The following is a 13,162-nucleotide window of genomic DNA, read 5'->3' as shown; positions in this document are numbered from 1 at the left end:
GGCTACGACCCTGCATCATCCAATTAACGCAAACCTTCTTAAAATGAGAACTGTTTCTATGTTGTTCCTTTTGGCCCTTACCGTATGGAGCCTTCCAGCCCAAAAGATGAACAAAACCAAAAAAGAGGTCATTGCCTCCATCGAAAAGCACAAGGAAAACCTCATACAGATCAGTGATTCCATTTGGTCCTTGGCCGAAACTGCCTTTGAGGAATCCATTTCTGCCGAGCTTTTGGCCGATTATGCAGAAAAGAATGGACTACAAGTGACGCGAGGGGTGGCAAACATCCCCACGGCTTTCACTGCCACATATGGTTCTGGGAAACCCGTGATCAGTGTTTTAGGCGAATTTGACGCCCTGCCAGGCCTTTCCCAAAACACTGTGCCCAACAAAGACCCAAAAATCGAGGGGGCACCCGGCCATGGCTGTGGACACAATATGTTTGGTGCGGCCAGTCTTGGGGCAGCCATTGCCATCAAAGAACAAATCGAGGCAGGGAAAATCAAAGGAACCGTGAAATTTCTGGGAACCCCGGCAGAGGAAAAATTCTTTGGAAAGATATGGATGGTACAAGCTGGGCTTTGGGACGATGTGGATGTGAATGTGAGTTGGCATCCTTCCGCAGAAATCGAGGCCGATGTGCAAAGCGGGCTTTCATTGATCGATTTCATTGTTGAATTCCATGGACAAGCTGCCCATGCCTCCTCAGATCCCTGGAACGGTCGCAGTGCTTCGGATGCACTGGAACTCTATACGACTGGTATTAATTATTATAGGGAACATATAAGACCAACGTCCCGCATCCACTATCATATCCAAGATGGTGGCCAAGTGGTGAACGTAGTGCCCGATTACGCAAAAATTTGGGTGAGGGTACGTGATCCCAAACGAAAAGTAATGCTGCCCACCTATGAACAGGTCAAGAAAATGGCCGAAGGGGCCGCCATCATGGCCAATGTGGATTACAAGATATCCCTGGTTTCCGGTATTTATGAGACCTTGGTGAACCGTGCTGGCGGTGAGATCATGCAGGCCAATTTGGAACTGTTGGGACCTATCAGCTATACCGAAGAAGAAATTGCCTATGGCAAGGCCATCCAAAAGGCCACTGGAAAACCCGAAGTGGGTATGGATGCTGAAATTAGACCCCTTCGGGAAACCGAGGAGCTGCCCGGTGGTGGTTCCACGGATGTAGGCGATGTAAGTTGGAACGTGCCCAATATCAATCTAGGTGTTACCGTTGCCCCAAAAGATACTCCTTGGCACTCATGGGCCGTGGTGGCCTGTGGTGGTATGAGTATCGGTCATAAAGGAATGGTATATGCAGCCAAGGCGATGGGAATGACCATGTTGGACCTTTTTGAGAATCCCAAATTGGTGGAAAAAGTAAAAGAAGAATTCAAGACCCAAAAAGGGGATGAAAAATATGAGGCCATGATCGATGGTCCCCCACCCATCCCTGGAAATTGATTTTGGCAAATGGAAAACACATAGTGTAAAGCCTAGACCTTTTCATCGACAAACTTCAAAATCAACGAAAAAACCTATATCCAAGATCCAGAAGGGCTTTGGATTGAAATGAATACATCAAAACACTAAAAAATGAGCACACCTATAATACAAACCTTTCCATTGAGTACACCATGGCAGACCAAAGACCCCTTTCTGTTCAGCGTATATCATTTGGACCACTTTCCCAAAGGAAATGGCGAAATGGGCCCCGACCCCTCTCTCTTGAATGGACGGAATTTGGGGAATGATTTTGATCCAAGGGAAAAATGGCGAATGTACCACGGACAGACCATCCCTGGATTTCCCTATCACCCACACCGTGGGTTCGAGACCATCACCATCGTGAACAAGGGATTTTGCGACCATTCAGATTCCTTGGGTGCCGCAGGTAGATTTGGTGAGGGCGATGTGCAATGGATGACCGCCGGAAGAGGTGTACAGCATTCCGAAATGTTCCCCTTGCTAAATGAAGATGGGGACAATCCCTTGGAGCTGTTCCAGATTTGGTTGAACCTGCCCCGATCCAGCAAATTCGTGGAGCCCCATTTTAAGATGTTGTGGCATGAGGATATTCCAGTTGTCCAGGAGGAACATGCACAAATAAAGGTAATCGCTGGAACTTATAAGGGTACCGTGGCCCCTGCACCTGCCCCGGATTCGTGGGCAGCCGATCCGGACAACCATGTGGCCATCTGGAACATCCATGTGGATGGTGGTTCGGAATATACCTTGCCCGAAGCCACTTCTGGGCTGACCCGCTCCCTATATTTTTATGAAGGTTCGGAAATTTATTTCGGGGAACGGAAGATCAATCCAAATTTTGGGATTGTATTGGACCCTGCACAGGACGTATCCATCAAAATTGGAGATAAAAAGGCGCATTTTATACTATTGCAAGGAAAGCCCATAGAAGAGCCGGTTGCCAAGTATGGGCCGTTTGTGATGAACACCGATGAAGAGATCCAACAGGCCATGGAAGAGTACCGCCTTACCCAATTTGGAGGATGGCCTTGGCCTTATGCAGACCACGTCCATGATAAGGACAGGGGGCGCTTTGCGCTTTACCCAGATGGAAGATTGGTGGAGAAAAATTGATTTGAAATTACTATTGAAGAAAAATAATACACTACTTGCTATTCAATTCTTATAAATAGTTGATTTTGTGGCTAAAAAGAATCACAAAAGTACAAAGTAATCGATAAAAAGAATAAATTGGTTTATCATCCACCAAACCAATGAGACCGTTCCAATCCATTCTTTGCATTCCAGCATTGCTATGCTGTACCTTTTTTTGTCTCGGACAATCCAAGGAAATAGACAGTCTTCAAGAATTATTGAATTCGGCAAGTGACACCGTAAAAGTCAATCTTATAAGAAAAAAAGGGATTCTTTTAAGGGCCTTCGACAAGGACAAAGCCATACACTTTCTTTCTGAAAGTGTTGAAGAGGCAAAGGAAATTGGTTATTTAGAAGGTGAAATCAAAGGACTCTATTCCCTAGGACTCACTCATGGCATGACAGGGAGTTATGCAGAATCATTGGACTATTTGAACAAGTGCCTGGTTTTGGCCACCAAACATGGAGACCATGAAAGAATCAACTTTATCTACAATTCCATGGGCATTGTCTATAAACGAATTGGGAATTATCCCAAAAGCCAAAACTATTACCTCAAGCGAATCAAGTTGATAGATTCTTTGAATCTAGATCAAGATATCTCTTCTCCTTATCTCAATTTAGGAGTATTGTATAGTTTGATGGGAAATCATGAAAAAGCCACCGAAAGCTATGAAATGGCCTTGAATGTTTTCAAAGGTAATGAAAGTGAACGTGCATGGTTGAAGAATGTGGTTTTGTCCAATTTGGCCGAAATCGATTTTGAAAACAAGGATTACGAAGCTGCCTTGGATAAATTTTTAAAGACAAGCGCTTATTACGAAAAGCAAAATACCAATATTGAACTTTGTGCACAGTATTCAAACATAGGAAATTGCTACACACAACTAAAAAAGTGGAGTCTTGCCAATGACTATTACCAAAAGGCCTTGAATTTGGCTGAACAACTTTCCATCAAGCAAGAGATTGCCACAGCCCAGTACAGACTTGCCGATCTTATGTTCCGACAAAAAAAATTCAACGAGGCTCTCGACTATTCCACCAAAAGCTTGCTTACGCTGGACAGCTTGAGCAGTTATTTACTAAAACGTGATGGGCATGAAATGGCCTACAAGATACATGAAGCCATAGGGCGACCCAATGAGGCCATTTATCACTTGAAGCAGACCATGGCCTATGGCGACAGTCTCCTAAACGAAACCAAGATCAAGGAAATCCAAAACCTTCAAATACAGCATGACGTGTATCAAAAGGACAAGGAAATCAAGGAAGGGGAGCTACAAATGGCCCTGCTCAACACCAAAGTCTCACAGAACAGCAAAAGGCTGGTATATACAACAATCATTGCCGCGTTGTCGCTCCTTTCAGCGAGCTTGCTCTACTTTTTGTTCTTGGGAAAGAAAAAATCCAATGAGGCCCTATTGGACAAGAACAAGTTGATTTCCCATCAGAACGAGGTCATCGAATCCATGAACGTTGAACTGGAAAAACGAATGCTCCGCGCTCAAATGAATCCCCATTTCATCTTCAATTCGTTGAACTCCATCAAGCATCTGGTCAACTCGAATGACAAGGAAAATGCCCTCAAATACTTGTCAAAGTTTTCAAAATTGCTCCGTCAGGTATTGGAAAGTTCCGTAAATGTGAATTTGGTATTAAAAGATGAGATAGAGCTGCTGAAAATCTATGTGGAGCTCGAGGCACTTCGGTTTGACCACTCCTTCACTTACAGTTTTCATGTTGATGAAACTTTGGATCTATACCAGAATGAGATCCCCATGTTGCTGGTACAACCTTACATTGAAAACGCCATAGTCCATGGACTCATGCCAAAGGAGGGGCAAAAAAACCTCAAAATCACGTTCATGGACAGGAATGACCTTGTAGAATGCACCATAGAGGATAATGGTGTAGGGTTCAATCCGAGGACCGATGAAGGAAAGGAGAAAAAAATCTCCAGAGGAATGTCCATCACAGAAAAGAGAATCAGTGCGCTAAAGAAATTCTCCGATCAAGAGTTGATCAAAATAGAGAACCTCAACAATGGCAAAGAAACCGGAACCCGGGTAACCATTATCATTCCTAAAGACCAACAAACAAGCGACAAGGACAAAGCCTCTGCCTAATCCCCCAATTGTCAATATCAAGGAAAGATTGATAGGATTTTGGCCTACACTAGACCCTCACAATATGGGCACCAATGGCCCTTAACCGCTCGTCGATATTCTCATACCCACGATCGATTTGCTCAATATTATGGATAGTGGATGTTCCCTTGGCCGAAAGGGCCGCTATCAACAAGGAAATCCCTGCCCTGATATCGGGAGAGGTCATGGTAGTGGCCTTTAAGGTCGATTTAAAATCGTGTCCGATGACCGTGGCACGATGCGGATCGCACAGGATGATCTTGGCCCCCATGTCTATGAGTTTGTCCACAAAGAACAGTCGGCTCTCGAACATCTTTTGGTGGATGAGCACTTCCCCTTTAGCCTGGGTGGCCACTACGAGGATGATGCTCAACAGGTCCGGGGTAAATCCTGGCCATGGCGCATCGGCAATGGTCAAGATGGAACCGTCTATAAAATTCTGGATCTGATAGCCCTTTTCATGCTTTGGAATGTAGATATCGTCGTTCTTACGCTCGATGGTAATACCTAATTTTCTGAACACGGCCGGAATCTGGCCCAAATCGTCCCAACTCACATTTTTGATGGTAAGCTCGCTACGGGTCATGGCCGCCAGTCCTATCCAACTACCGATTTCGATCATATCGGGCAACATGGTATGCTCGGTACCGCCCAAAACCTTCACGCCCTCAATGGTCAATAAGTTGGAACCGATCCCTGAAATCTTGGCGCCCATGCGGTTCAGCATTTTGCACAATTGCTGCAAATAGGGCTCGCAAGCTGCATTATAGATGGTGGTGGTGCCCTCGGCCATCACAGCGGCCATCACAATGTTGGCCGTGCCCGTTACCGAGGCTTCATCCAACAACATGTGGGTTCCTGTGAGCTTTTCGGCTTCTACCCCATAAAATGATTCTTCCTTGTTATATCGAAACTTCGCACCCAGTTTGATAAAGCCTTCGAAATGGGTATCCAATCTCCGTCTTCCGATCTTGTCACCTCCCGGTTTGGGAATATATCCTTTGCCAAACCTGGCCAACAGCGGCCCGACCAGCATGATGGAACCCCTGAGGGCCCTTCCATCTTCCTTGAACTGGGTGGATTGCAGGTATTCCAAATTGATATCGTCCGCCATGAAGGTATAGGAACCCTTCCCCTTCTTTTGGATCTTGACACCCAAATCTTCCAAAAGGGCTATCAATTTGTTGACATCTACAATGTCTGGTATGTTGTTGATGGTAATTTTTTCTTCGGAAAGCAATACGGCACAAAGAATCTGCAATGCTTCGTTCTTTGCACCTTGGGGCGTAATTTCACCTTGTAATTGGTGGCCACCCTCAATTCGAAATGTACCCATGGACCGTCTAGAGTTTAGTATCTTTTCTTTCGGCTACGCTGCTGATTCTTTTTTGCTCCACCGTTGTTGTTCCTATTGGACTTGGCAGGGCGATTTTTGAGGAACTGTCCGCTCTCGGTCAAGTTCTCCCCGTCTCTGGCCAAATCTATCTGTCCATCGCTCATTTCTTTCAAATGTACGAAGATGGCAGAATCCTCAACAGTGTCCTTGTTCCAGTTCAGGTAACACTTCTTCATGTGGTTGGCAATGGCATATTCCAGACCGGAACGCATGTCACCTTTTTCCCATTTTACGGCCACATCGATCATTCGTTTGATGTTGTTGCCATAAAAACGGTATTTGGGATGGTTCTGTGGGTACTCCAATGGCTCTGGACGCTGTTGCAAAACTTCCTTGGAAGTAATGGGAAATGGGGAGTCCACATCCAATTTAAAATCGGACATGATGAACAATTGGTCCCACAACTTATGCTGAAAGTCGGGTACGTCCCTCAAATGGGGCTGCAAATTGCCCATTACGCTGATGATGGCCTTGGCCTCTTTATTGCGTTCGTCCCTGTCCGCTATGGAAACGGCATGGTCCACCATTTTCTGAAAATGGCGGCCGTATTCCGGAATAAAAAGCTTTGGGCGTTCGGTGTTGTATTCTAAATTTTCTACTAGGTTCAAATCAAAGGATTTAATGAAGTTATGTTATGGCGAAGTATCTATCCGATAACGTCCGCAAAATAGTAAAATTATGGCAATCTTTATGCTTACAGGGAAATAACGCCCTCAACGACGGCCACTTCCTTGTATTTTTTGATGACCTCGTCAGGGTCTTTCAAGTTCACAGTAATGGAAAGACTGGTATAGTTGCCGTTTTTTGACTTTTTGGACTCAATGACCGCACCCGTATTGTCAAAAATATCTTGGATCTGCGCGATGCGTTCTTCGTCCGTGGGTACAATGAACTTGTACAGGTAGTTGGAGGGCCAACTGGTATTCTCCAGCAATTGCTCCTTGAGCCGTGCATAAAACTCATCCGTGTTCTCCTTCTCCATCTTGTATTTTTTACAAATATATGGCTTAACCGACAATTTTTTTTCCTTCGGGCGATTTCATTACTTTGTAAAGAATAAAATACTGCATTTGGGCAAGAACAAAGTTGTCATTACAGGAGCTCCCGGAACGGGAAAAACTTCCATCATCAAAGGCTTGGAGAACAAGGGGTTCCATTGCTTCCATGAAATCATAAGGGACATGACCTCCAAAGCAAAGGGAGAAGGCCTTTCCGAAGTCTTCATATCCAATCCGCTGGTCTTTGTTGATGATGCCCATCAATTCAACAAGGATCTGTTGGAAGGTAGGACGGCTCATTACCTGGAATCACTAAAGACCAACGTGCCCATCAGTTTCTTTGATCGGGGCATCCCCGATGTACTTGCCTATATGGATTTCTTCGGACAGGCCTATGATAAGGAATTCGCGAAATACTGTGAGGACCATAGATACGACTCTGTCTTCATTGTACCGCCATGGGAAGAAATCTATGTGTCGGACAATGAGCGACTGGAAACCTATGAAGAGGCGGAAAAAATCCATCATGCGCTGATGAACACCTATTCCCAGTATGGTTATGAACCCGTCGAAGTGCCCAAAGATGTTGTCCCCGAACGTATTTCCTTTATTCTGGAAACCCTAAAAAAAATGTAGTGCAAAAGGAGACCACTGCCATTCTGAAAGAGTTCTGGGGCCATGATGGTTTTCGGGGATCCCAGAAAGCCATTATCGATACCGTGCTTTCTGGAAGGGACGTCTTGGCCCTAATGCCCACTGGTGGAGGAAAATCCATCTGTTACCAAGTACCCACATTGGCCCAGGAAGGTATCTGCATTGTGGTGTCACCTTTGGTGGCCCTCATCCAGGACCAGGTGGCCCAATTGAAAAAAAGAGGCATAAAAGCCATTGCACTGACGGGGGGCATCCCATTTGATGAACTCAACGACCTTCTGGACAATTGTCTTTTTGGCAACTATAAATTCCTGTACCTGTCCCCCGAACGGTTGCAGCAGAGCATCGTGCAGGAACGTATCCAAGGGATGAACGTAAACCTCATCGCCATCGACGAGGCCCACTGCATCTCGCAATGGGGAAACGACTTCAGGCCCGCCTATTTGGGCTGTGCCATTCTCAGGGAATTGGCCCCCGGCATTCCCATGATGGCCTTGACGGCAACGGCAACACCCCAGGTAGTGGAAGACATTTTGGAAAACCTTGGAATGGACAATGCAACCGTTTTCAAGGATTCTTTTTCCCGGTCCAACATTGCATTCAAAGTAAAACACACCGAGGACAAACTGTACCAGCTCAACAAATATATGGGCAAGATACCGGGCAGCTCCATTGTCTATGTCCGATCACGGAAAATGTGTGTGTCCCTCTCCAACTTCTTGATCAAACAAGGGTTCACCTCCGCTTTTTTCCATGGCGGTATCACCAAGTCCGAAAAGGAACAGAAACTTAACCTTTGGTTAAGTGGTGAAATCCGGGTGATGGTGGCCACAAATGCCTTTGGTATGGGCGTGGACAAGCCAGATGTACGCTTGGTTATCCATTATCAAGTGCCGGACAGTCTGGAAAGCTATTTTCAGGAAGCCGGAAGGGCCGGCAGGGATGGCAAGCCATCAACAGCCATCATTCTCACCTCCAATGAGGACAAGGAGCGGGCCAAAGAGCAGTTTTTATCGTCCTTGCCCGATGTGGATTTTGTGAAAAAAGTATATTCCAAACTGAACAACCTTTTCCAGATTTCCTACGGGGAATTGGTCCCAGAACCCTTGGCATTCAAGTTCAATGAGTTTTGCCATCGATATGGATTTAATCCCAATATGACCCTCCATGCATTCCGCATCCTGGACCAAAACTCGGTGCTTTCGCTCTCAGACAATTTCAACGAAAAGAACATACTGAGGTTCATTGCCCCAAAATCGGCCATTTTTGATTATTTGGGAAAAAACCGCACTACGGCCCCTGTGGTCCAGACCATTTTACGTACTTATGGCGGAATCACGGAACACGACACCAAGATTGACCTGTACCTGCTTTCCAAAAAAACCAATGAGAGCGAAGCCGGCCTCAAAAAAATACTGCATCAGCTTGCGGAAGATGGCATGGTGGACTATAAAAACACGACCAGCGATCTCGAAATCACCTTTTTGGTCCCGAGGGAGGACGATCATACCATCAATCCATTTGCGAAAAAGATCAGGGATTTCAACAGGGTAAAGCAAAGCAATATGATGGCCATGTTGGGGTATATAGACAACAGAGAGGAATGCCGCAGCAGTTACATGTTGAAATATTTTGGCGAAAGCGTCAAGGAAAAGTGTGGCACTTGCGATATTTGCACCAGAAAGGAAAAGAAAGGATCGTTACCGAACCTCGGAGAGCGGGTATTGGCCTTGTTACAGATTGCGCCCAGTTCTTCAAGACAGTTGGAAAAGGCAACGGGTGCCGACGAAAAAGCACTTTTGAAGACCTTGCAGCGGTTACTTGAGGACGAGATAGTCCAATTAAACCAAAGAAATGAGTACAGTATCAAAAAATAAGGACCTACGCATCGTGTTCATGGGCACGCCCGATTTTGCGGTGGGCAGCCTTGCACGCATCTTGGAAGCCGGACTGAACGTGGTCGGCGTGGTCACTGCACCGGACAGGGCCGCTGGACGTGGCCGCAAAGTGCAGCAATCCGCTGTCAAGGAATTTGCCGTACAGCACCAATTGAAGGTGTTGCAGCCCACCAATTTAAAAAATGAAGGCTTTTTGGAAGAGCTCAAAGGCCTTAATGCCAACCTGCAGGTGGTCGTGGCTTTTAGGATGCTGCCCAAAGCGGTCTGGCACATGCCGGAACACGGCACGTTCAATCTCCATGCCTCGCTCCTGCCCCAATACCGTGGCGCGGCGCCCATCAACTGGGCCATCATCAACGGGGAAACGGAAACTGGGGTCACCACTTTTTTTATCGATGAAAAAATAGATACCGGGAACATCATCCTTCAGGCCAAGGAAAAAATCAGTCCCGAGGACAATGCGGGGAGCTTGCACGACCGATTGATGCAAATTGGTGGAAATTTGGTCGTGGAAACCTGCAAACAGATTGCGGCCGGAACTGTCAACGTAAGCAAGCAAAGCGAAAGCGGCGAGCTAAAACCAGCTCCCAAGATCCATAAGGAAACCTGCCAAATCGATTGGAACGCATCTTTAGAAGATATCCATAACCATATAAGAGGACTCAGCCCCTACCCCGGATCGTGGACCACTATCATCAATAATGGTGTGGAAGAACCCCTCAAAATTTATGCGACCCAAATGGAACCCGCACAACATGGGCTTATGGTTGGAAAGTTGATTGCAGATAAAAAATCCATGAAAGTGGCTGTTGAGGATGGTTATCTAAATCTGATGGAACTCCAATTTTCCGGAAAGCGCCGGATGAAGGTCACTGAGGTTTTGAACGGATTGAATCTGGATGAAGGCGCTCACCTTCGCTAATCCCTTGCTATGATTGGGCTGGCTAAAAAGTGTCAATTTTTTCCGACTTTATCAACAAACGTTTGAAGTTATCAACAAAAACCTGTATTTCCCTAGGTTTTACTTGTGTTACTGCCAAATCCGTATAAATTTGTTTAGCATTAAAATTATTTTAACAACAATTAATTTAATTCCATTATGAACAAAACAGAATTAATCGATGCTATGGCAGCTGATGCTGGCATCACTAAGGCAGCAGCAAAAAAGGCATTGGAATCTTTCTTGGGAAATGTAGAGGGATCACTTAAAAAAGGAAACAGGGTTTCCTTGGTAGGTTTTGGTTCTTGGTCAGTTTCCAAAAGAAGTGCCAGAGAAGGTAGAAACCCTCAGACTGGTAAGACCATCAAGATTGCTGCCAAGAACGTTGTAAAGTTCAAAGCAGGTGCTGAATTGAGCGGTGCAGTAAACTAATCAATTATTATTTTTAATATATAAAAGCACTTCATTAATGAAGTGCTTTTTTAGTTCATAGGGTTTCCAGTTTTCATAAATGTTGTATATTATACATCAAATAAGAAGTTTGACTCCTATGAAAATGGTGGGCCATAAACCAAAAAAAGGGAAATTGCTAGTCGCTGAACCTTCGCTAACCGGGGATGTATCCTTTAACAGGTCCGTGGTACTGCTGGCTGAGCACAATAAAGAGGGCTCTGTGGGCTTTATCCTCAACAAACCCTTGGACTATACCATTTGCGACCTCATTTCTGACATCACCATTCCCTTCCAAGTGTTCAACGGCGGACCCGTGGAACAGGACAATCTTTACTTCATTCATAAAGTGCCACACCTCATTGAGGATAGTGTTGAAATTTCCGATGGTATTTTTTGGGGCGGTAATTTTGAAAAGACAGTAGAACTGATCAACAACAAGGTCATTACCGAACAGGACATCCGTTTCTTTCTGGGCTATTCTGGATGGGGATCCAGCCAACTGGATCAAGAACTTTCCTCAAAATCCTGGATCGTGGTGCAAAACGAATATCAAAGCGGTATCCTCGAAAAATCGGCCTTAGCGTTCTGGAAGGAAAAAATGGTCGAACTGGGCGGTGATTATCTTCTTTGGTCCAACGCACCGGAAAATCCATCCCTTAATTAGTCTGGGACATTCGTGCCCTTGCGTTCAGTTTGCCTACTAGGCTCTTGCTGATGTTTTTCCCAAATTCTTTTTTTCGATACTTGCTTATGGGTTGAATGCCCACGATGCTGTTGGTCAAGAACATCTCGTCCGATTTTTGCAGTTCGAATGGAGAAATGGATTCTTCCACCAGTTCCATGTCTTCGGCCGCTGAAACAATCTCGATGATTTTTTTCCTGATGATGCCGTCCAGGCAACCATCCGCCAATGGAGGGGTCTTTACCACATTGCCCTGCACCAAAAAGAGGTTCCCATTGATACCTTCCACCACCAGCTTGTCGGTGTTCACCAAGAGACAATTGGCATACCCATTCTCCTTGGCATAGACACTGGCCACCACATGCAGCAGTTTGTTCGTGGTCTTTAAATTGGACAACATATCCTTGTTCACATAATAGTCCTTGAAGAGCTCCACTTCATATTCCCCTTCGTTCACCAGATAGAATGGGGAATCCAAGGTTTTGGTTTCAATGAGGTAAGATATGTCGTTCGTTTCGGGACCATAGAGACCTTCCCCGTTCCTGAAAATGGTCAACCGTACTCTAACGGGGGCATTATCCTGCTGGTTGCCATCAATGGTTTTCTTTATTTCTGCTTCCAAAAACTCCAAAGTGAACTCCATGGGGATTTCCATTCTGAGGATACGCATGGAGGCCATCAGCCTAAAATAGTGTTCCTCCCAGAAAAAGAGGGTGCCGTGGACACATCTGAGCGTCTCAAAAAGCGCATCGCCATATTTTAGTCCCCTATTGGTGTGGGAGAGCACCTGGGTCTCGTCAGAAAAAAGCTTACCGTTATAATTGAACATGAAAAAAATCCCGTTTTTATCGGGACCAAAGATACGGTATCACGGAGAAATGGTCTATTTGGAACCTAGAACTTGTTTCAGGTCGGATATTTGGTTTTCCCAGAGCATTTTTGCCTCATCCACTTCATCGTCTTCTGCAAAATCGGTGATGAAGAGGGAAACGTCCTTGGTGATCTCATCCACGATGATCCGCATTTCAAAAAAGGAACCATCCTCGTTCTCCACCCATGAAAATTTCACAAATTCCTCACTTTTCCGTTTCAGCATTTTGGCCTTCTCCTCTGCCCCATCCCAGATAAAGGTGAACACTTCGCCACGGGAATTCACATTGTCGGCATACCACTCGGAAAGGCCCGAAGGGGTGGAGATATATTGGTAAAGCAACTGTGGGGATGCTTGTATGACAAATTCAATTTCAAATTTAACCTTATCGCTCATTATAATGTCCTTATTATCCTTTTCAACATTTGATATAGTTTGGGAAGATAAAAAAATAAATGTCAATTAATAAATTAATCCCGAATTTTGATTCAGCA

General features: G+C 45.3%; 13 protein-coding genes. 8 read left to right on the top strand and 5 right to left on the bottom strand.

The annotated features are described in order from the left end of the window. The first annotated feature begins 43 nt into the window (after nt 1–43). From FOT42_RS01045 to FOT42_RS01035, 3 genes are all read left to right on the top strand, one after another. Nucleotides 44–1,471 (top strand): amidohydrolase, encoded by a 1,428-nt coding sequence (locus FOT42_RS01045; protein WP_151888715.1) that lies wholly within the window; start codon nt 44–46, stop codon nt 1,469–1,471. Nucleotides 1,472–1,603: 132 nt separating this feature from the next. Further along, entirely contained in the window at nt 1,604–2,608 is a 1,005-nt protein-coding gene (locus tag FOT42_RS01040; RefSeq protein ID WP_151888714.1) for a pirin family protein, read from the top strand. Nucleotides 2,609–2,748: 140 nt separating this feature from the next. Further along, nucleotides 2,749–4,755 carry a tetratricopeptide repeat-containing sensor histidine kinase gene (locus FOT42_RS01035; protein ID WP_151888713.1) on the top strand — a complete coding sequence of 669 codons (2,007 nt, stop codon included), beginning with the start codon at nt 2,749–2,751 and terminating at the stop codon, nt 4,753–4,755. A 49-nt stretch (nt 4,756–4,804) separates the two neighbouring features. Here the strand turns inward: FOT42_RS01035 and murA are convergent, their stop codons facing one another. From murA to FOT42_RS01020, 3 genes are all read right to left on the bottom strand, one after another. After that, nucleotides 4,805–6,112, bottom strand: coding sequence for a UDP-N-acetylglucosamine 1-carboxyvinyltransferase (gene murA / locus FOT42_RS01030; RefSeq protein ID WP_151888712.1), 1,308 nt, complete (start codon nt 6,110–6,112; stop codon nt 4,805–4,807). A gap of 14 nt (nt 6,113–6,126) precedes the next feature. Beyond that, nucleotides 6,127–6,780 carry a DUF4290 domain-containing protein gene (locus tag FOT42_RS01025; protein WP_072879194.1) on the bottom strand — a complete coding sequence of 218 codons (654 nt, stop codon included), beginning with the start codon at nt 6,778–6,780 and terminating at the stop codon, nt 6,127–6,129. Between the two features lie 86 nt (nt 6,781–6,866). Further along, on the bottom strand, nt 6,867–7,154 hold the full coding sequence (locus tag FOT42_RS01020; RefSeq protein ID WP_119619264.1) for a DUF493 family protein: 288 nt from the start codon (nt 7,152–7,154) through the stop codon (nt 6,867–6,869). An 88-nt stretch (nt 7,155–7,242) separates the two neighbouring features. On the opposite strand from FOT42_RS01020, the gene FOT42_RS01015 reads away from it, so the two are divergent. The 5 genes from FOT42_RS01015 (at nt 7,243) to FOT42_RS00995 (ending at nt 11,779) form a co-directional block, all read left to right on the top strand. Beyond that, entirely contained in the window at nt 7,243–7,806 is a 564-nt protein-coding gene (locus tag FOT42_RS01015; RefSeq protein ID WP_151888711.1) for an AAA family ATPase, read from the top strand. Beyond that, a complete protein-coding gene (locus FOT42_RS01010; protein ID WP_151888710.1) occupies nt 7,806–9,701 on the top strand; it encodes a RecQ family ATP-dependent DNA helicase in 1,896 nt (631 codons plus the stop codon). The genes FOT42_RS01015 and FOT42_RS01010 overlap by 1 nt, the downstream gene beginning before the upstream one ends. Beyond that, nucleotides 9,679–10,644, top strand: a complete 966-nt coding sequence (gene fmt, locus FOT42_RS01005) for a methionyl-tRNA formyltransferase (RefSeq protein WP_151888709.1) — start codon at nt 9,679–9,681, stop codon at nt 10,642–10,644. The genes FOT42_RS01010 and fmt overlap by 23 nt, the downstream gene beginning before the upstream one ends. Before the next feature lie 177 nt (nt 10,645–10,821). Further along, entirely contained in the window at nt 10,822–11,094 is a 273-nt protein-coding gene (locus FOT42_RS01000; RefSeq protein ID WP_072879184.1) for an HU family DNA-binding protein, read from the top strand. Between the two features lie 124 nt (nt 11,095–11,218). Further along, complete coding sequence (locus tag FOT42_RS00995; RefSeq protein ID WP_151889306.1) at nt 11,219–11,779, top strand: YqgE/AlgH family protein; 561 nt, start codon at nt 11,219–11,221, stop codon at nt 11,777–11,779. Here FOT42_RS00995 and FOT42_RS00990 read toward each other — a convergent pair. Both FOT42_RS00990 and FOT42_RS00985 read right to left on the bottom strand, forming a co-directional pair. After that, nucleotides 11,772–12,626 (bottom strand): aminotransferase class IV, encoded by an 855-nt coding sequence (locus FOT42_RS00990; RefSeq protein ID WP_151888708.1) that lies wholly within the window; start codon nt 12,624–12,626, stop codon nt 11,772–11,774. The two genes, FOT42_RS00995 and FOT42_RS00990, sit on opposite strands and share 8 nt — an antisense overlap. A gap of 54 nt (nt 12,627–12,680) precedes the next feature. After that, nucleotides 12,681–13,064 carry an START-like domain-containing protein gene (locus FOT42_RS00985; RefSeq protein ID WP_151888707.1) on the bottom strand — a complete coding sequence of 128 codons (384 nt, stop codon included), beginning with the start codon at nt 13,062–13,064 and terminating at the stop codon, nt 12,681–12,683. Between the last annotated feature and the right edge of the window lie 98 nt (nt 13,065–13,162).

Source organism: Flagellimonas hadalis, assembly GCF_007785775.2.
GTDB lineage: Bacteria > Bacteroidota > Bacteroidia > Flavobacteriales > Flavobacteriaceae > Flagellimonas > Flagellimonas hadalis.
The sequence above is the reverse complement of the archived record's forward strand: the minus strand, read 5'-3'. Positions and strand labels throughout refer to the sequence as shown.

What these genes read in the sequence shown, in the direction of transcription:
- FOT42_RS01000 (WP_072879184.1), top strand. Translation starts at nt 10,822, where the DNA reads ATGAACAAAACAGAATTAATCGATGCTATGGCAGCTGATGCTGGCATC.
- FOT42_RS00995 (WP_151889306.1), top strand. Translation starts at nt 11,219, where the DNA reads ATGGTGGGCCATAAACCAAAAAAAGGGAAATTGCTAGTCGCTGAACCT.
- FOT42_RS00990 (WP_151888708.1), bottom strand. Translation starts at nt 12,626, where the DNA reads ATGTTCAATTATAACGGTAAGCTTTTTTCTGACGAGACCCAGGTGCTC.
- fmt (WP_151888709.1), top strand. Translation starts at nt 9,679, where the DNA reads ATGAGTACAGTATCAAAAAATAAGGACCTACGCATCGTGTTCATGGGC.
- FOT42_RS01045 (WP_151888715.1), top strand. Translation starts at nt 44, where the DNA reads ATGAGAACTGTTTCTATGTTGTTCCTTTTGGCCCTTACCGTATGGAGC.
- FOT42_RS01020 (WP_119619264.1), bottom strand. Translation starts at nt 7,154, where the DNA reads ATGGAGAAGGAGAACACGGATGAGTTTTATGCACGGCTCAAGGAGCAA.
- murA (WP_151888712.1), bottom strand. Translation starts at nt 6,112, where the DNA reads ATGGGTACATTTCGAATTGAGGGTGGCCACCAATTACAAGGTGAAATT.
- FOT42_RS00985 (WP_151888707.1), bottom strand. Translation starts at nt 13,064, where the DNA reads ATGAGCGATAAGGTTAAATTTGAAATTGAATTTGTCATACAAGCATCC.
- FOT42_RS01035 (WP_151888713.1), top strand. Translation starts at nt 2,749, where the DNA reads ATGAGACCGTTCCAATCCATTCTTTGCATTCCAGCATTGCTATGCTGT.
- FOT42_RS01040 (WP_151888714.1), top strand. Translation starts at nt 1,604, where the DNA reads ATGAGCACACCTATAATACAAACCTTTCCATTGAGTACACCATGGCAG.